Here is a 17,870-nt window from a genome sequence, read left to right on the forward strand (position 1 = left end):
TAGCGACAGATTCGAATCTCGACGAAAGAGTGCTCAGCATGACGACAACAGCACGCGTGGCGATGATCGGCAACGGCTTCATGGGGGCAACGCACTCCCAGGGCTGGCGCGTAGCGCCGCGCTTTTTTGACCTCCCCCTCCAGCCCGAAATGGCTGTCATGGTGGGACGCAACCCCGACAAGAACGCTCAGCTCGCCGACAAGTGGGGCTGGGCTGAAGCAAGCGAAGACTTTGAAGCCACGATCAATCGCGACGACATCGACATCGTCGACATCGTGACCCCCGGCGATTTGCACTGCGACATGGCCATCGCGGCTCTCGAAGCAGGCAAGCACGTCCTGTGCGAAAAGCCACTAGCCAACACCGTTGACGAGGCCCGCCGCATGGCAGCCGCCGCAGCAACTGCTGCAGACAAGGGTGTCTACGCGATGGTGGGCTTCACCTACCGCCGTGTCCCCGCCGCAACGTTCGCGCGTGACCTCGTCGCCCGCGGAGCTGTCGGCACCATCCGTCAGGTTCGCGCGCAGTACCTTCAGGACTGGCTCTCCGACCCTCAGGCACCGCTCACGTGGCGCCTGGACAAGTCAAAGGCCGGCTCCGGCTCGCTGGGCGACATCGGTGCACACGCCGTTGACCTCGCGCAGTACATCACCGGTCACTCCCTGACCGACGTCTCCGGCGTCATGGAGACGTTCGTTAAAGAACGTCCCACGATGGGCGAGGGGCAGGGCCTTTCCGGCTCCGCTGGTGAGGGCACTGGACCCGTGACCGTTGACGACTTTGCCGCTTTCACTGGCCGCTTCGACTCCGGAGCTTTGGGACTGTTCGAGGCCACGCGCTTCGCGACCGGTCGCAAGAACATGCTCCAGGTCGAGGTTTCCGGCGACAAGGGATCGATCTTGTTCAACCTCGAGGACATGAACGCCGTGCAGTACTACGACGCGACTGCGCCTTCGAACGAGCAGGGTTTCCGCCGCATCTACGTCACCGAGGCGGACCACCCCTACATGGCTGCGTGGTGGCCCCCCGGCCACATGATCGGCTACGAGCACGGCTTCGCTCACCAGGCAAAGGACCTCGTCGAGGCCATTGCGTCAGGTCAGCAGCCGCGCCCGTCGTTCGAGGACGGCTACCAGGTCCAGCGTGTACTCGACGCAGTCGAGCGCTCCGCAGGAGCTGGCAGCGCCTGGACGCCGACGGCCGCCAACTAACAATTCGTCCCCACAAACGCGACTTACGAGAGGAAACGCAATGGCGCGACAGATTTCCCTATTCACCGGCCAGTGGGCCGACCTGCCCTTGGAGGAAGTGGCCTCACTCGCCTCCGGCTGGGGCTATGACGGCCTCGAGCTGGCCTGCTGGGGCGACCACCTCGACGTCACCCGCTGGGACGACGCCGAGTACGTCCAGGGCCGCCTCGACCTGATGGCCAAGCACGGCCTCAGCATCGTGGCGATCTCTAACCACCTCACCGGGCAGGCGGTGTGCGATGACCCCATCGACCGCCGTCACCAGGAGATCCTGGCGCCTGAGGTGTGGGGCGACGGTGACCCCGAAGGCGTGCGCCAGCGCGCTGCCGAGGTCATCAAGGACACCGCACGCATGGCATCCAAGTTGGGTGTCAAGACCGTGGTGGGCTTCACCGGCTCCTCCATCTGGAAGACCCTCGCGATGTTCCCGCCCGTTCCGGACGACATGATCGAGGCTGGCTACCAGGACTTCGCTGACCGCTGGAACCCGATCATGGACGTCTTCGAGGAAGTGGGAGTGCGCTTCGCACTCGAGGTCCACCCCTCGGAGATCGCCTACGACTACTGGACCGCTAAGCGCACGCTTGAGGCCATTGGTCACCGCGAGTCCTTCGGCCTCAACTGGGACCCCAGCCACATGGTGTGGCAGGACCTGGACCCGGTGAGCTTCCTGTGGGACTTCCAGGACCGGATCTACCACGTGCACTGCAAGGACACCAAGAAGCGTCTCAACGGCCGCAACGGTCGCTTGGGCTCGCACCTTGCCTGGGCAGACCCGCGTCGTGGCTGGGACTTCATCTCCACCGGCCACGGCGATGTGCCGTGGGAGGACGCCTTCCGCATGCTGAACGCCATTCAGTACGACGGACCGCTCTCCGTTGAGTGGGAGGACGCCGGAATGGATCGACTCGTCGGTGCACCCGAGGGTCTCGAATTCGTGCGTCGACTCGCATTCGACGCGCCAGATGCGGCATTCGACTCCGCTTTCAGTTCCAAGGACTGAACGCCGCAACCACAGCATCGGCCCGTTCCCCCTCACCCCTGGGGAGCGGGCCGATGCTGTGTCTGGGGTCCGTACGCCCGCATCCAGGCGTGTGGTTGCGCTCTGAGGAGCGGCAGTGAGCGTCTGGGGCGCCGTGCGAGCGTGGCGTTGACGCGGGGCTAGAGCGCGACGTCGCGGATGAGCGCTTCGACGCTGTCGACGGACAGCGCGTGCTGGATGGCCATTGAGCAGGCTCCAGCAACAGCGGCCTTGTCGCCGCCGCGGGTCTTGACGATCTGCAGGCTGCCGGTCGCCAGGGGAGTGGAGCGCGTGTAGATCACTTCGCGCGCTCCCGCAAGGAGGTGATCGCCAGCTGCCGCGATGGGGCCGCCCAGGACAATGACCGCTGGATTGGTCAGGCTGACCGCGGTGGTGAGGACCTGGCCGATGAGGCGGCCGGCCTCGCGCACTTCCCGGACTGCTTGGATGTTGCCGCCCAGGACTGCGGCAATGACGTCCTGCGGTGTGTCCACGTCGACGCCGGCCTCGCGCAGGTGTGCGGCGATCGCTGGGCCGGCAGCAACGGCTTCAAGGCAGCCGACCGAGCCGCAGCGGCATTGCACATCTTCTTTGCCGGGCACAAAGACGTGGCCGATGTCTCCGGCGATGCCCTGTGCGCCGCGGTGGACGCGGCCCCCGGTGAAGAGGCCTGCGCCAATTCCAGTGGAGACCTTCACGAACAACATGTCGTCGACGTCGGGCCAGTGCTCATTGCGCTCACCCATGGCCATGACGTTGACGTCGTTGTCCACAAGTGCGGGGACACCGAATGCTTCAGTCAGGCAGCCGGGCACGTCGAAGCGGTCCCAGCCAGGCATGATCGGCGGGTCGACGGGACGGCCTGTGGCGTGTTCGACGGGACCGGGGAGGCCCACGCCAATCGCGCGCAGGAAGGTGTCGCTCGTGTGCTCCTTGACCATTGCAGTTCCGGCCTCGATGACCCATCCGAGGACGGCCTCGGGGCCGTCGGCCACGGGGAGCGACTCCCAGGTGTCGACCAGGAGTTCGCCGCGCAGGTCGGAAATGCCGATGTGCGCGTGTGTGGCGCCAATGTCGACGCCAAGCACTCCGTGACGGGTGCCGTCAAAAGCAAACTGACGTGAGGGCCTGCCACCTGTCGACGCGGCGTGAGCCACGGACTGGATGAGCCCAGCAGTGAGCAGCGCGTCAACACGCGCGGCAACAGTTGACCGGGCCAGACCGGTCAAAGTGGCCAGTTCCGAGCGGGTTCGCGGCTTGCCGTCGCGCAGGATCTGGAAGATCTCCGACTGGGCGGAGCCCGACAAGGTCTCCTGTCCCCGGGGATCAATCATGCGTTGATGCTACCGGAAAAGGCGCTTAAGGGCCCACATCTCGAACGACTTTTGCTCGGTCGTCGGCAAAAGTGATTCCGTGACGGGACTAGTCGAATGAGGGTGGCTCGTGATTTCGATCCTGAGTCTTACCGCGGTGACGTGGGCGGCGCAGGGAGCGCTCGCGCTCGCGCCGCTCAGTCTCGCGCTTCTTTTTGAGCTGATGCGCCGCGCGGCGGGGCTGCGGAATGGTGACGTGGAACAGAGGCCCCATCAGGCGCACCCCGAGCGTCACCGCGATCGCGGCCACCACGACCCACCACTCGGGAAGGTATGCGTCGGTCACCGTGTAGGTAAATGCGCCCGCAAGACCCGCGACGGCGTTGGGTGGACCGACGTACATGATGGAAGACGGGCGGCCTAGGAGCACGTCCGCAGTGATCACGCCGCCGCCAAGGTGAAGACCCCGACAAGGTCGGTGTGCTCGTCTTCACCGGCAGGGATCGTGCCGACAAGGGCGCCGACGAAAACCGCGACCAGGTTGATCGCGAGCGGTACCGCTAGTCCCTCGGGCATGCGCCCCAGCCTCAAGAAAAACGGTAGGTGAGGGCCGATGTTGGGGTGACCCGGGCATCGGCCCTCACCGTGGTCAACCGAGCAACTTCGCCTTGGCTGCCGAGAACTCTGCATCCGAGAGAATGCCGGCTGCCTTCATGTCGGCGAGCTTGCCGAGCTGTGCCATGAGGTCGTCGCCACCACCGGCGGCGGGGGGTGCTGCCGGTGCGGGAGCGGCGGCCTGCTGGGCCTGGATCTGCGCGAGTTGCTGCTCATGCGCCTGAATCTGAGCCTGGCGCTGCTGCTCTTCGTACTGCGCCTGCTGCTGTGACTGTGCGCGGCCGGACTGGCGACGCGCCACGTTGCCCGAGACGGCGGTGGCCGTGCCCGAGATGACGGCGGTGCGTGCCATCGTGCCGATCAGTCCTGGACGTCCTACGCGACGTGGCATGTCAGTTCTCCTCGCTCTCGAGTGCCGCGATCTCCTCGAGCACTTCCTGCACCACCGGTCCGGGAACGCGGATGGTGTCGATCAGTTCGCCGCCCGCGGCACCGATGGCGTCGCGCAAAGGCTTCATCCACGTGTGCTCGAAGACCAGCATTGCCGCTGCACCGCCGACGGGGAGCTCTGCGGCGAGTTCTTCCACGTCCTCTTCGGACACGAGGCCCTCGACGCGGTCGAGGACGTCCGCCAAGCGGGAAGCCTCGTTGTCCTCGCCAACCTGGTCCAGTTCCACGTACTCGACGCCGTCTTCGCTGTCGCGGCGTACGAAGACTCCGTCAATGATGGAGATCGTGCCGGCCTCGACCAGCGTGTTCAACTGCGAGACGATCTCGCCATTGAACTTGCCGTTCTCAAAGCCGATCACCGCGATCTCGATGGGTCCCAATGTCATGGGCCACACGTCCTCTCGTCGTTGCGCGCGAGGCCAGCGGTGGCCCCGTCACTTCGAAGGCTATTGCTCGCCTGTGACAGCGGCAAACGCACACTCGGACGGCGTCGACATTTCAGCCCGAACGTGAATGCGAGGTTTCCGCAGGATCGGGGACGATGCCGGCGCCAGGCTGGCCGAATCACCAGGTCGTTGGCCTGTGCCGAAGAGCTCACGGGGCCGCGCTTTTCAGCAATTCCCGCCGTCAGGCAGGGCGTGAGCCCGCAGGAGGAAACGTGACTGACACTGCATCGGCGGTGAAAGAGAAGTTCACGGCCAAGCAATGGTTGATGCTGCTCGGCTGTGGCGTTGGGTTCGCGATCACTGGCTCAGACCCGGCGATCTTCTCCGCGAGTATCTCGGATATCCGTAGCGACCTCGAGTTCAGCGGATCTCGGACTTCCTTCATTGCATCCCTCATGACTCTCATGCTCGCCGCCACAATCCTGGGCGCAGGCGTGCTCGGCGACATCATGGGCAAGAAGCGGATGTTCATCATCGGTGCGCTGGTCACAGCAGTCGGTAAGGTCGGCGTGGCGCTTGCGCCGGACTTCGCGATGCTGGTGATTGCCCGGACGGTCGTGGGTGTGGGGGTTCGCCTTCCTGCTCGGCCTGTCACTCACAATCGTCAACTTATCGTTTCCACCCGAGCAGCGCCCCCGCGGCATCGGCATGTACTTGGCAGTGTCCTTCGCCTCGTGTGCGCCTATGCCCGCGATCGCTGGATTGGCGTCGACCTGGGCAGGATGGCGCATCGGCTTCCTGGTCTTCGCAGGTTTTGCCCTGTTGACCGCGTTCATGGCGTGGCGCTTCTTCGACACCATCCCCAAGGCGGCCGGGCGTCGTCTCGATGTACCCGGCATTCTCATCGCGGCCATCACGCTCGTCGGGCTTGTCTTCGGCTTCTCGAAGCTTCAGGACGGCATCAACGCTGGTTCGCTGATTCCGCTTGGCCTTGGAGTTGTGGGCGCGATCGTCTTCATTGCTGTGGAACGTCGCGTCGAGCAGCCCGCTCTGGACCTTTGCCTGTTCACGCGTAAGCCTTTCAACGCCGGTGTGGTCGGCGGCGCTGTCTTCAACTTCTTCAATGGCGGCTTCACGCTGTTGGTGTCGTACTACCTGGTGGTGGTTGAGGGACGCTCCGCAGCGATTGTCGGGCTGTTGTTCATCCCGGCGGCGGTCCTGCAGGCATTCGCCGCCAACTGGGCTGGTCGGTCGACCGTGATTCGCGGCAGCCGCAAGACGATGATGATCGGCCTCAGCGTGCTGACGCTCACCGCGCTGATCTTTGCGGCCCTGCAGGTGGATTCGCCGCTGTGCATGGTCGTGGTTGCCTTCATCACACTGTCCGTGGGTAACGCGTTGTCGCAAACGCCTGAGGCAAACCTCATGATGGGTTTTGCTCCCCGGGAACTCGGTGGGTCGATCGCGGGCGTGAAGTCCGGCCTGGGCCAGACGTTCTACTCGCTTGGTCCCGTGGTGTTCACCCTGGTGGGCACGCTGTTCCTGCGTGGGCTCGCCAGCGATGACCTCGAGGCCTCGGGATACACCGCAGACGAGGTGAAGGATGCCCTCGAAGCGTCACAAAACACCTCGTCGTCGCCGTCCGCACGTGGCTCGTTGGTTCTCGACCCCGACCAGGCCGCTGTGGTGACCGAAGCAATCAGGGAACCGTTCGCGCAAGCGCTCCAACTCACCAGCTTGGTGATGGTGCTGGTGCCAGTCGTGGCGCTGATTCTTGTGCACTGGCTCCTGCCCAAGCGCCTCCCCGGCGTCGACGAGCCGCTGGACGCCGAGGACCCCAAGGCATCCCAGGGTGACGACGTGCACGCAGACACTGCTTTGGCCGACGGCCCTGACACTGCTTCCGCGCCTGAGGATTCACGCGGTTTATAGGGCTAGGACCCCCCGTGCGCCGGGGGCACAGCGCGTGTTGGCCGGGGGCACAGCGCGTGTTGAGGGCCGTTCGATTGCGGTGGTAGGGTGGTCTTGCTTCCCCCGGTCGGCATCAGGGCCCCGGCGGATAGCAATCCCTAGGCTCTCAGGCGTCCGCGGACGATGGCGTACGCGCATACCCCGGCGCCTTTGACGGGATTCTCGCACTCGATCAAGAGCCACCCTGGCTCGTGCGAGGGAAGGATCAGCGTGACCGACACCACCGCGGCCGCAGCAGACAACAGCGCGGCTCTCAGCGCCATGAAACTGCCGCAACTCCAGGCTCTCGCGTCCGAATTGGGCGTCTCGGGCGTGAAGAAGATGCGCAAGGGCGACCTTATTCAGGCTATTCAGAATGGCGGTGTTGCGCCTGCAAAGGCTGCACCCGCCTCCAACAACAAGGGCGACGCACCTGCAAAGGAAGCGCCCGCAAAGGACAAGCAGCCTGCCGACGCAGGTTCGAGCGACGCCCCGGCGGCACAGGCTGACAAGCCTGCTCGCCAGAACACGCGCGCTTCGAAGTCCGACGCACCTGCCAACGATGCCCCGGCCGGGGATGCTGCTCAGCAGGGCGGCGCTCGCAAGGGCGGAAACTCTCAGCAAGGCGGCAACGCACAGCAGGGCGGGAAGAACGGCGACAACGGCGCCGGAGGCGACCGCTCTGACCGTGCCCGTCGTGCGGCTGAAGCAGTTCAGCTCGCCAGCGGCGGCAAGGACGGCGACAGCGCGGGCGACAAGTCCGACGGCGGCAAGAGCGACCAGCAGCGCGGCGACCGCAAGAACGCGGACCAGCAGCGTGGCGATAAGGGCGGCGACCAGCAGCGCTCTCAGAACAACGACCGCGGCGAGGGCAACAACAACGACCGCAACCGCAACAACAACGACCGCAATAACAACGATGACGATGACCGTGGTGGTCGTCGCCGCCGTGGCCGTGGCCGTGGGCGCGGACGCAACCGCGACGAGCGCGGAGACAACAGCAACAACAACGCCGGCGGCGGACGCCAGGACGAGGACGAGGTTCGCGAGGACGAGGAGCTCTCTCCCGTCGGCGGCATCGTCGATGTCCTCGACAACTACGCCTTCATCCGCACCACCGGCTACCTCGCCGGCAAGACTGATGTCTACGTGTCGATGAACCAGGTCCGCAAGTACGGTCTGCGCAAGGGTGACGCTGTCACCGGTGCCGTCCGTCCTCCGCGTCCGGGTGAGCGTGGCCAGCGTCAGAAGTTCAACGCGCTTGCCCGCATCGACACCGTCAACGGTGTCACTCCTGAAGAGGCGCGCAGCCGCAAGGAGTTCTCCGACCTCACGCCTCTGTACCCGCAGGAGCGCCTCCACCTGGAGACTGAGCCCCGTCACATCACCAACCGGGTCATCGACATTGTCGCCCCGATCGGTAAGGGGCAGCGCGGCCTGATTGTCTCGCCTCCCAAGGCCGGTAAGACTCTCGTGATGCAGTCGATCGCCAACGCGATCAGCGCGAACAACCCTGAGGTTCACCTCATGGTCGTGCTCGTGGACGAGCGTCCCGAGGAAGTGACGGACTTCCAGCGTTCGGTCAAGGGTGAGGTCATCGCCTCGACTTTCGACCGTCCCGCAGGCGACCACACGCAGGTAGCCGAGCTCGCCATTGAGCGCGCCAAGCGTCTCGTGGAACTGGGTCAGGACGTTGTGGTGCTGCTCGACGGCATCACCCGCCTGGGCCGTGCTTATAACCTTGCTGCCCCAGCATCGGGCCGTATCCTCTCCGGTGGTGTGGACTCCGCAGCGCTGTACCCGCCCAAGAAGTTCTTTGGTGCCGCACGCAACATCGAGCACGGTGGCTCGCTCACCATTCTCGCGACCGCGCTTGTGGACACCGGCTCCAAGATGGACGAGGTCATCTTCGAGGAGTTCAAGGGCACCGGCAACATGGAGCTGCGCCTGTCGCGTCAGCTCGCAGACCGCCGCATCTTCCCTGCAGTCGACGTCAACTCGTCCGGTACGCGCCGCGAGGAAATCCTCGTCACCAACGAAGAACTCAAGGTCATGTGGAAGCTTCGCCGCGTGCTGTCCGCGCTTGAGCCCGTCGCTGCGACCGAGCTGCTCCTGGGCAAGCTCAAGGAGAACAAGACCAACGCCGAGTTCCTCATGCAGGTGATGAAGACCACGCCTGGTAAGGACGACGACAACGAGCTGACCAGCAAGTAGTCGCTCGCTTCACGGCACGCAGGAGCCCCGGGACCATCGCAAGGTGGGACCGGGGCTTTCCTGCGTTCCGGGCTCGCACTGCCGTCCGCGCCCGTCCGCGCCCGCCCGCGCCCCTGGTGCGCACCCCCCGGGTGCCCTCGCCCCACCCGTGCTTCCGCCTCCTCGCCCGCGCGCCGCGCCCCCGATGCGCGCTGGCAGGGCCTGAGTGCCCAAATACGGCCGTTTTGGGCATTCAGGACCTGCCAGGAGGCGAGAACCGGCCCGCAACAGTCTTGAGCACCCGTTCGCGGCACCACTCCGGTCGGTTCACGACGTCGCGCCACCCGAAGCCCAACACGGCGTACCCGGCGGCGGTCAGATTGGTGCGGCGCTCGCGATCTGCATCACGCGCGGCTCGTGTCGAGTGATAGCGATCGCCATCCAACTCGACTGCGACCATGGCCCTGCGATGCAGCATGTCGGGTCTCAACCGGCGCGTGGGCAACGTGACGGATGCCTGCCATTCAAACTCGCGGAAGCGTGCATCGGCGAAGGTCTCGTGCTTCGCGCGCACCTCAAGGGGAGACGTAGCGCCCTCCCCAAACCAAGCCAGAATGCGGCCGAGGTCTCGCCTCCCGCTCACCCGCGGCGTCCGCTCGAGCTCGCCGTGCAGTTGCTTCCAGGTACACACGCGGGTCCAGAGCGCCTCCCAGAGAATGGGGCGACGAGCCGCAGGCGCCGCATACCTCCACGCATCGAGGAGCGCACGCGCGGGCGCCACACATCGCACGCCGCACGGTGCGGTCGCGAGTGTGACTCGGCCTGTCTGACGCACGCGAACCCAATTCGGTGCAGTGAGCCGGTGACCGTCGGGGACGACGAGGTCGTACGTTGTGGGCGGGGGCAGACTCGGCGCGTGGAGATGCAGCGCCGCAACACCCGTGACGTAGCCGCGCGGTTGCCACAGGGTTAGCGCTTCGCCCAAGACGACAGGATCGGTCGCGTGCGTGGTCCCGCAGTACACGCCGGTGAGCAGTCGTGTCACGGTCTCGGCTCTGATCCCCGCATCGAGTTGCCGCCGCGACCAGTGACGAAGGAGCTCCTCCCGCGTAAAGGAGTGGGCGTTGGCCGCGACGAAGTCCGGGAGCGAGCCAGAGACCGGTGTGAGGTCGGTGAGTATTCGCACCTCGCCAGCCAACCGCAGCCGGACCCGCGATACTGGGTCCCGTGCCAATCTGTGGATGAGGCGCGTGCTCTGAGCAGGTGTTGAGTGCCCAAAAGGGCTTGTTTTGGGCACTAGCGACCTGCCAGCGCGCAGGGGAGAGGTTGCGTAGGCCGTAGGCGCGCAGGGGAGGGGCGGCGGAGGGCCGATGCTGCGGGCACCCCGGAGCGGCGAACCGGCAGGTAGTCACGGCGACAGTTGGTAGGCCCTTGACGACCGTGGCACAATAGAACGCTGGCCGTCCGGTTCACCGACCACGAAATCCGTGCAAGGACCCGGAGGCACCTCTAAAGGGAGATCATGAAGAAGGACATCCACCCCGAGTACGTGGCCACCACTGTCACGTGCACCTGCGGTAACACGTTCGAGACCAACTCGACGGTCAAGAGCGGCGCTGTTCACGTCGAGGTCTGCTCGGCTTGCCACCCGTTCTACACGGGCAAGCAGAAGATCATGGACACCGGTGGTCGCGTCGCGCGCTTCGAAAAGCGCTACGGCAACAAGAAGTAACGCCGGAAATACACGTACGACGACGTGGCCGAAGCCTTCGCAGCTGTCCAGCCTCTGCTGGACGAGTATTCCGACATCGAGCGCCAGCTCGCCGACCCCGCAGTCCACGCTGACACGGGACGTTCGCGCACGCTGGGCCGTCGGTTCGCGGAGCTCGGTCGCGTCGTCGCCGCACATCGTGCCTGGGCCGCGGCCCACGACGATCTCGAAGCGGCTCAGGAGATGGCTGAGGCCGATCCCGACTTCGCCGACGAGATCCCCGCGCTCCAGAAGGTGGCCGACGAGGCCACAGAGGAACTTCGACAGATCCTCATTCCCCGCGACCCTGACGACGCCCGCGACGTGATCATGGAGATCAAGTCCGGCGAGGGCGGCGAGGAATCCGCGCTATTCGCTGGCGACTTGCTCAAGATGTACCTCAAGTACGCGGAATCCAAGGGCTGGAAGGCAGAGATTCTCGAAGCCACCGAGACGGACATGGGCGGCTTTAAGGACATCTCCGTCGCCATGAAGTACAAGGGCAACCCTGAGCCGGAAGACGGCGTTTGGGCGCACCTGAAGTACGAGGGCGGCGTGCACCGCGTCCAGCGCGTGCCTGCCACTGAGTCGCAGGGCCGCATCCACACGTCAGCCGCGGGCGTGCTCGTGTACCCCGAGGCGGAGACCGTCGAGGACGTCGAGCTGGACATGAACGAGGTCCGCGTCGACGTTTACCGTTCATCGGGGCCTGGCGGACAATCGGTCAACACGACGGACTCGGCCGTGCGCCTGACGCACATCCCCACGGGCATCGTGGTGAGTTGCCAGAACGAGAAGAGCCAGCTCCAGAACAAGGAGTCGGCGATGCGCATTCTGCGTGCCCGCCTGCTCGCGGCGCAGAAGGAAGCCGCGGAGGCAGAGGCCCAGGACATGCGCAAGTCTCAGGTGCGCACCGTGGACCGTTCCGAGCGCATCCGTACCTACAACTACCCCGAGAACCGGATCGCGGATCACCGCACCGGTTACAAGGCCTACAACCTGGACCACGTCCTGGCGGGAGATCTTCAGCCCGTCGTGCAGTCGGCGATTGACGCTGACGAGGCTGCGCGACTGGCCGCGCACGAGGACTAGAGGTGCCTACCGTTGGCGCGCGCCTGCGCGAAATCTCGCAACGCCTTGGGGCTGCCGGAGTTCCGTCTCCCCAGGCCGATGCCGTGGCACTGATGGCGCATACGTTCGGCTGGGAGCCGGGAGACGTGCGTACCGCGGCCGCCCGCGACGATGTGTGGCCAGAGGATGACCCCCTGGACTTGGACCGCCTTGAGGCGCGTGTCACCAGGCGTGAAGCGCGCGAGCCGCTCCAACACATTCTCGGCACCGCATACTTCCGCGACCTGACCTTGCAGGTGGGCTCGGGCGTTTTCGTGCCTCGACCGGAAACTGAAACCGTCGCCCAGCACGCGATTGATGCGGCGCGGGCAGCCAAGCCTGGCCGCGACGGCTTCGTGCGCGTCATCGATCTTTGCGCGGGTTCTGGCGCGATTGGGCTGTCGGTTGCGGCAGAGGTTACCCACGCCAAGGTGACCCTCGTCGAGGCATCCGAGGCCGCGACGGTGTATCTACGCCTCAACGCCCGTATGCAGCCGGCAGAGGTGCGCGAGCGTGTGAGCATCCAGATGGCCGACGCCCGCCGCTGCCTGCACCTCTTCGAACGCTGCGCAGACGTGGTCGTCACCAACCCTCCGTACATCCCGCCGGACGCCGTGCCGCGCGACCCTGAGGTCCGCGACTATGACCCGCCTGAGGCGCTCTTTGGCCTGGGAGAGGACGGCTTGGACGTCCCACGTGCGATCGTCGACGAGGCGGCCCGCCTGTTGGCCGTGGGCGGTGTGCTGATCATGGAGCACGCCGATGTTCAGGGCGAGGCTCTCCGCGACTACGCCGACCGTTCAGAGTTCTGGACCGGACCGCGCACCGAGCAAGACCTGACCGGTCGCGACCGTTGCCTCATCGTCACACGCGACGGGGTCTGACAGACTAGCCCTGTGATTCTTGCCTGCTCTGACCCCGCTACATGGGGTCCCAGTCTCGACGCCGCTGTCGACGCCGTCAGCCGTGGCGCAGTCATTGTTTTGCCCACAGACACCGTTTACGGCGTTGGCGCCGATGCTTTTAGGGCCGATGCTGTGGCGGCAGTTCTCGCGGCGAAGGGCCGCGGGCGGCAGATGCCGCCGCCAGTGTTGATTCCTGACATCCGTACGGTTGCCGGCCTTGGCATGGATGTACCCGCGACGGCCACTGCGCTCATGGAAGAGCTGTGGCCGGGGGCACTGACCGTCATCGTGCACGCTCAGCCTTCCCTCGCGTGGGACCTCGGTGACACGCATGGCACGGTGGCGTTGCGCATGCCCGACCACCCCGCTGCGCTGGCTCTGCTGAAGCGCACGGGTCCGCTCGCTGTCACGAGCGCCAACAAGACCGGACAGCCTGCGGCGACCACAGCATCGGCGGCCCAAGAGCAGTTGGGCGAGTCCGTGGCGGTGTACCTCGATGGGGGAGATAGCCCCTTGGGAACCGCTTCGACCATCGTGGACGCGACCGACCCCGCTGGTTTGCGCGTGGTGCGCGATGGGGGAGTGAGTCGTGATCGCTTGGTTGAGATCGTAGGCGCTGAGGCCTTCGCTCCCGAGGCTCAGGAGACCGACGGGTGAAGGTCTACCTCACCCTGCTGGTGATCGCGGCGCTGGTGACATACGCCGCGACCCCGGCGATGAGGCACTTCGCATTCCGGGTTGGAGCTGTGACGGCCGTGCGCGAGCGGGACGTTCACCGCAAGCCCACGGCGAGGCTGGGCGGTATTGCCATCTTCTTGGGACTCGCGGCCGGGATCGCGATCGCAGCAAACATTCCGTTCCTATCACCGGTGTTCGAGTCCAGTCCTGCGGCCTGGGGAGTGCTCGCTGGCGCGGCAATGGTGTGCGCGCTCGGCATGGCCGATGACATCTGGGACCTGGACTGGATGGCCAAGCTAGCAGGGCAGATACTTGCGGCCTTGGTCATGGCGTGGTCTGGCGTGCAGCTGGTCACCGTCCCGATTGCGGGGCTGACGATCGGAAGTTCTTATCTGTCCCTGGCCGCGACCGTCATTGTGGTGGTCGTCGCGATGAACGCGGTGAACTTTGTCGATGGTCTTGATGGTCTTGCCGCAGGGCTGATTGCAATCGGCGGCGCCGCGTTCCTGACATACACGTATGTGCTGGCGCGCGAGGCATCGCCTGGGGATTACTCGTCACTGGCGTCGGTGATTCTCGCGGTCCTGGTCGGTGCGTGCTTGGGATTTCTGCCGCACAACATGCATCCGGCCCGCATCTTCATGGGCGACTCGGGATCGATGGTGCTCGGCCTTACCATTGCTGGTGCCGCGATCATCGTGACGGGGCAGATCGACCCTTCCGTTGTCTCGCAGCGCGTCTCAGTCCCCGCTTTCATCCCCATTGTGTTGCCGCTCATGGTGGTGGCGATCCCTCTGCTCGACATGACCCTGGCCGTCGTGCGCCGCACTCTCAAGGGCAAGAGCCCCTTTATGCCCGATGCCCACCATCTGCACCACGTGTTGCTGAGAGCAGGGCATTCACATCGCTGGGCAGTCTTCGTTCTGTATCTGTGGACCGCACTGTTGTCGTTCGGCACGGTGTCTCTGGTCTTTCTCCCGCTGGCATGGTCGTTGTTCCTCATGGGCGGCGGGCTCATCTTTGTGCTGTTCTTCACCTTCTCTCCTGCCGTGAGGCGGCGCTTCTCGGGGTACTATCGTGCGGCCGGTCGCAGTGCAAAACCACTTCAACGTCTCACCCCTGAGGGGCATGCGCGAGACGACGCCGGGGTGGAGGACGAACCGGTCGACGTCACGACCCCAACGCCCAGGAGCAGTGAATGACCGAGGAATCCCGCACCTACCGCCGCGCTCTGCGGTTCACGGTGATCGGCATCATCGCCCTCGCGATTATCGCTGTTCCCGTCGGTCTCATCGTTGGTGGCGGCTCGGGCCTTGTCGCTGCGGAGGTCGGCGTCGCAATTGCCGCGCTTGCCGGTCTCACGACGCAGGGCGCCATGGTTCTCGCTCACGATAAGCCCGCGCACATGCTCGGTGCCTACGTGGGCGGATCCTTCTTGGCAAAAATGCTCATCATCATCGTCGCCTTGCTTGTTTTGCAGGGCATCGAGGGCTTCCACAAGGGCCTGTTCGCAGGCTTCATGCTTGTAGGAGTCCTTGGAACCCTTGCAATCGACTTCTGGGTGATCCGCAAAGCGCGCATCCCTTACGTCGAAGGCGGTTCGAACTAGTCCCTCAGATGCGTTAGGATTCCTACGCATCACGGTCCCCGGCGTGCACGGCACATTCCGCCCGCGCGTGCTACAACACCAGGAGAATCTCTGTGGCGAATCTAGCCCTGGGCGCGGCAACGACGGCCGCGGCCGAGCTTGCAGCCGATGACAGCTCGTCGACCGGCTTCTTCGGATGGCTCTTTAGCTCTGACGGCTTCCACGCACCGACCGTGGGCGAGTTCTACCCTCCGGCTTTGCTGTTCGAAGGCACCATCTTCGAGTTCAACCGCATCGAACTGGCGCGCGTCATTGCCGCTGCCGTTCTGATCCTGCTGGTGTGGCTCGTCGTCCGTAAGGCCAAGCTCATTCCAGGGCGTGGCCAGGGCGTGTTCGAGATGCTCCTCGACTTTGTTCGCGTGCAGATCGTCGAACAGATCATGACTCAGGAGAACGCCAAGCGATTCCTGCCGTTCCTCACGACGCTCTTCTTAGCGATCTTCGCCTTCAACATCACAGGCGTCATACCGTTTATCAATATGGCTGGTACATCCCTGATCGGCCTGCCGATCGTGATGGCCATCTGGGTGTACTTCCTGTACCTCGGCGTGGGTGTGAAGACGCACGGACTCGGCGGCTACCTCAAGACCAGCCTGTTCCCCGCGGGAGTTCCCAAGGGCATCTACATCCTGCTCACTCCCATTGAGTTCTTGCAGGTCTTCATCTTGCGCCCGGCCACGTTGGCACTGCGACTCGCAGCCAACATGATGGCGGGTCACCTCTTGCTGGTGCTGTGCTTCGCAGCAACCCAGTACTTCTTCTTCGAAGCTGCCGGTGCCATGAAGGCAATGAGCACCGTCACCTTCGCGGCAGGTTTCGCCTTCACGCTCTTCGAGATCTTCGTCGCAGCGCTGCAGGCATATGTGTTCGTCATGCTGTCGTCCGTGTACATCAACATGGCGATTGAGGAAGAGCACTAAACACTCAACCCCCACCCAAAGGGTGCGTCGCCAGACAGGTGGCGCACATAAGGAAGGAAACACAGTGGACGTCACCACTCTCGCGGAGGTCTCGGGCAACGTCGCGACCATCGGTTACGGCCTCGCGGCCACCGGTCCCGGCATCGGTCTGGGAATCCTGATCGGTAAGACCATTGAGGGCATGTCCCGCCAGCCTGAGGTCGCCGGCCAGCTGCGCGCCACCATGTTCATTGGTGTTGCGTTCGTCGAGGTTCTTGCGCTGCTCGGTCTGGTCACCGGCTTCCTCTTCACCTAAGCCATGACCTCACTCAGCCAAGTGGTCATCGCAGCAGAGGAGACTACACAGAACCCTCTGGTGCCGGCCCCGTACGACATCCTGTGGTCGACGATCATCTTCGTGATCATCGTCGTCGTGTTCATGAAGTACCTCCTGCCCAAAATGCAGGTCGTTCTCGACGAGCGCGCCGACAAGATCGAAGGTGGTCTGAAGAAGGCCGAGGAGGCACAGGCCGAGGCAGCGGCGGCGCTCGAGGAGTACACCGCACAGCTGACTGAGGCCCGCGCTGAGGCAGCACGCATCCGTGAGGACGCGCGCTCCGAAGCAAGCCAAATCGTGACCGACAGCCACTCGCGGGCCGCCGACGACGCCAAGCGCATCGTCGAGACGGCTCACAAGCAGGTCGAGGCCGAGCGTCAGCAAGCAGTTGTATCGCTGCGAACCGAGGTCGGCAGCCTTGCCGCCGAGCTCGCATCGCGCATCGTGGGTGAGTCCCTCACCGACGACGCTCGTCAGCAGCGCATCATCGACGGCTTCCTCGATGACCTCGACGCCCAGGTCAGCCAGCAGAAGGCGGAGGGATAGCGCCAATGCGCGGAACCAGTAAGGCCTCGCACGACGCAGTGTTGCGGGGATTCGACCCCGTAGCCACCGCGGCCGGCGAGGACGGGATCACGATCGCACAGCACCTCTTCATGGTGGTGGATGCGCTCGACACGTCGGGCTCGCTGCGTCGGGCCATGACCGACCCCGCCCGTCCGGGCACGGACAAGGCTTCACTGGTCGCGCAGCTGTTCGGCTCGCTCGATCAGCGTGCAGTGGACACCGTTAAGGAGTTCGCGGAGGCACGTTGGTCGGAGGAGCAGGACCTCGCTGAGTCCATTGAGGACGCTGGCGAGATGGCGCTGTTTGCCTACTCGGATAATGCAGGCACGCTGCAGCGCGTCGAAGACGAGCTGTTCCGTGTTGAGCGCATTCTTGAGGGAAACCGCGACCTATTGACGGCGATGAGCAATCGCTCGGCAACCAAGGACCAGCGCCTTGGCCTGCTCGAGGACACCCTCGGTGGCAAGTTGCACCCCACGACAGCAGCTCTTCTTGAGCGAGTCGTTGGAGTGCCGCGTGCACGTCGCCTGGTGCCAGCGATCAAATTGCTCCTAGAGCAGGCGGCTCAGCGCCGCGGGCGCACAGTCGCATCCGTGACGGCAGCTACCGAACTCTCGGCAGCGCAGCGTGAGCGGCTCGCCTCCATCCTGGCCAAGGCCTACGGCCGCGAGATCCAGATCAACGTCGCTGTGGACCCCGAGGTCCTGGGCGGCATCCGAGTTCAGGTCGGCTCTGAAGTGGTGGACGGCACCATCTTCAACAAGCTCGACGACGCACGACGACGACTCGTCGGCTAGC

Annotated in this window: 20 protein-coding genes and 1 pseudogene; 15 read left to right on the forward strand and 6 right to left on the reverse strand. The window is 64.8% G+C overall.

Going from position 1 to position 17,870, the window contains the following annotated elements; all coding sequences use genetic code 11:
- Positions 1-38: 38 nt before the first annotated feature.
- Together AOP74_RS08165 and AOP74_RS08170 are read left to right on the forward strand one after the other, a co-directional pair.
- Complete coding sequence (locus AOP74_RS08165) at positions 39-1,211, forward strand: Gfo/Idh/MocA family protein (RefSeq protein ID WP_236683764.1); 1,173 nt, start codon at positions 39-41, stop codon at positions 1,209-1,211.
- Between the two features lie 40 nt (positions 1,212-1,251).
- Positions 1,252-2,253, forward strand: a complete 1,002-nt coding sequence (locus AOP74_RS08170) for a sugar phosphate isomerase/epimerase family protein (RefSeq protein WP_061961775.1) — start codon at positions 1,252-1,254, stop codon at positions 2,251-2,253.
- Positions 2,254-2,411: 158 nt separating this feature from the next.
- Here the strand turns inward: AOP74_RS08170 and AOP74_RS08175 are convergent, their stop codons facing one another.
- The 5 genes from AOP74_RS08175 to AOP74_RS08190 form a co-directional block, all read right to left on the reverse strand.
- Positions 2,412-3,605, reverse strand: coding sequence for an ROK family transcriptional regulator (locus AOP74_RS08175; RefSeq protein ID WP_061961776.1), 1,194 nt, complete (start codon positions 3,603-3,605; stop codon positions 2,412-2,414).
- A gap of 88 nt (positions 3,606-3,693) precedes the next feature.
- A complete protein-coding gene (locus AOP74_RS08180; RefSeq protein ID WP_061961777.1) occupies positions 3,694-4,029 on the reverse strand; it encodes a hypothetical protein in 336 nt (111 codons plus the stop codon).
- Positions 4,026-4,160 carry a hypothetical protein gene (locus AOP74_RS12390; RefSeq protein WP_269078711.1) on the reverse strand — a complete coding sequence of 45 codons (135 nt, stop codon included), beginning with the start codon at positions 4,158-4,160 and terminating at the stop codon, positions 4,026-4,028. The genes AOP74_RS08180 and AOP74_RS12390 overlap by 4 nt, the downstream gene beginning before the upstream one ends.
- A gap of 73 nt (positions 4,161-4,233) precedes the next feature.
- Entirely contained in the window at positions 4,234-4,590 is a 357-nt protein-coding gene (locus tag AOP74_RS08185) for an SHOCT domain-containing protein (protein WP_061961778.1), read from the reverse strand.
- A gap of 1 nt (position 4,591) precedes the next feature.
- Positions 4,592-5,035 carry a DUF6325 family protein gene (locus tag AOP74_RS08190; RefSeq protein WP_061961779.1) on the reverse strand — a complete coding sequence of 148 codons (444 nt, stop codon included), beginning with the start codon at positions 5,033-5,035 and terminating at the stop codon, positions 4,592-4,594.
- A gap of 326 nt (positions 5,036-5,361) precedes the next feature.
- Here AOP74_RS08190 and AOP74_RS12465 point away from each other — a divergent pair.
- The 3 genes and pseudogenes from AOP74_RS12465 to rho all read left to right on the forward strand — a co-directional run.
- Positions 5,362-5,610 (forward strand): annotated as a pseudogene (locus AOP74_RS12465) (hypothetical protein); the annotation flags it as partial.
- 46 nt (positions 5,611-5,656) lie between these two features.
- Entirely contained in the window at positions 5,657-6,967 is a 1,311-nt protein-coding gene (locus tag AOP74_RS12360; RefSeq protein ID WP_061961781.1) for an MFS transporter, read from the forward strand.
- A gap of 249 nt (positions 6,968-7,216) precedes the next feature.
- Positions 7,217-9,199, forward strand: coding sequence for a transcription termination factor Rho (gene rho / locus AOP74_RS08205; protein ID WP_061961782.1), 1,983 nt, complete (start codon positions 7,217-7,219; stop codon positions 9,197-9,199).
- A gap of 232 nt (positions 9,200-9,431) precedes the next feature.
- Here rho and AOP74_RS08210 read toward each other — a convergent pair whose 3' ends face one another.
- Entirely contained in the window at positions 9,432-10,364 is a 933-nt protein-coding gene (locus tag AOP74_RS08210) for a DUF559 domain-containing protein (protein ID WP_152649222.1), read from the reverse strand.
- 336 nt (positions 10,365-10,700) lie between these two features.
- Here AOP74_RS08210 and rpmE point away from each other — a divergent pair, with 336 nt between their 5' ends.
- From rpmE to AOP74_RS08260, 10 genes are all read left to right on the forward strand, one after another.
- Complete coding sequence (gene rpmE, locus AOP74_RS08215; RefSeq protein WP_061961784.1) at positions 10,701-10,910, forward strand: 50S ribosomal protein L31; 210 nt, start codon at positions 10,701-10,703, stop codon at positions 10,908-10,910.
- A 24-nt stretch (positions 10,911-10,934) separates the two neighbouring features.
- The gene (gene prfA, locus AOP74_RS08220; protein WP_061961785.1) at positions 10,935-12,020 is read left to right on the forward strand and encodes a peptide chain release factor 1; all 1,086 of its coding nucleotides are present in this window, start codon (positions 10,935-10,937) and stop codon (positions 12,018-12,020) included.
- Between the two features lie 2 nt (positions 12,021-12,022).
- Complete coding sequence (gene prmC / locus AOP74_RS08225) at positions 12,023-12,922, forward strand: peptide chain release factor N(5)-glutamine methyltransferase (RefSeq protein ID WP_061961786.1); 900 nt, start codon at positions 12,023-12,025, stop codon at positions 12,920-12,922.
- A gap of 12 nt (positions 12,923-12,934) precedes the next feature.
- On the forward strand, positions 12,935-13,600 hold the full coding sequence (locus AOP74_RS08230) for an L-threonylcarbamoyladenylate synthase (protein WP_061961787.1): 666 nt from the start codon (positions 12,935-12,937) through the stop codon (positions 13,598-13,600).
- The gene (locus AOP74_RS08235; RefSeq protein WP_082096139.1) at positions 13,597-14,823 is read left to right on the forward strand and encodes an MraY family glycosyltransferase; all 1,227 of its coding nucleotides are present in this window, start codon (positions 13,597-13,599) and stop codon (positions 14,821-14,823) included. Before AOP74_RS08230 ends, AOP74_RS08235 begins: the two co-directional genes overlap by 4 nt.
- Positions 14,820-15,230, forward strand: coding sequence for a Cg1360 family ATP-synthase-associated protein (locus tag AOP74_RS08240; protein WP_061961788.1), 411 nt, complete (start codon positions 14,820-14,822; stop codon positions 15,228-15,230). The genes AOP74_RS08235 and AOP74_RS08240 overlap by 4 nt, the downstream gene beginning before the upstream one ends.
- Before the next feature lie 92 nt (positions 15,231-15,322).
- Positions 15,323-16,189, forward strand: a complete 867-nt coding sequence (gene atpB / locus AOP74_RS08245) for a F0F1 ATP synthase subunit A (protein WP_369345498.1) — start codon at positions 15,323-15,325, stop codon at positions 16,187-16,189.
- A 64-nt stretch (positions 16,190-16,253) separates the two neighbouring features.
- The gene (atpE, locus tag AOP74_RS08250; RefSeq protein ID WP_061961789.1) at positions 16,254-16,484 is read left to right on the forward strand and encodes an ATP synthase F0 subunit C; all 231 of its coding nucleotides are present in this window, start codon (positions 16,254-16,256) and stop codon (positions 16,482-16,484) included.
- Positions 16,485-16,487: 3 nt separating this feature from the next.
- Positions 16,488-17,051 (forward strand): F0F1 ATP synthase subunit B, encoded by a 564-nt coding sequence (locus tag AOP74_RS08255; protein WP_061961790.1) that lies wholly within the window; start codon positions 16,488-16,490, stop codon positions 17,049-17,051.
- Between the two features lie 5 nt (positions 17,052-17,056).
- Positions 17,057-17,869: a F0F1 ATP synthase subunit delta gene (locus AOP74_RS08260; RefSeq protein WP_061961791.1), complete on the forward strand. Its 813-nt coding sequence runs from the start codon at positions 17,057-17,059 to the stop codon at positions 17,867-17,869.
- The last annotated feature ends 1 nt before the right edge of the window (position 17,870 follow it).

It is taken from the genome of Demequina flava (genome assembly GCF_000975035.1).
Classification (GTDB): Bacteria; Actinomycetota; Actinomycetes; order Actinomycetales; family Demequinaceae; genus Demequina; species Demequina flava.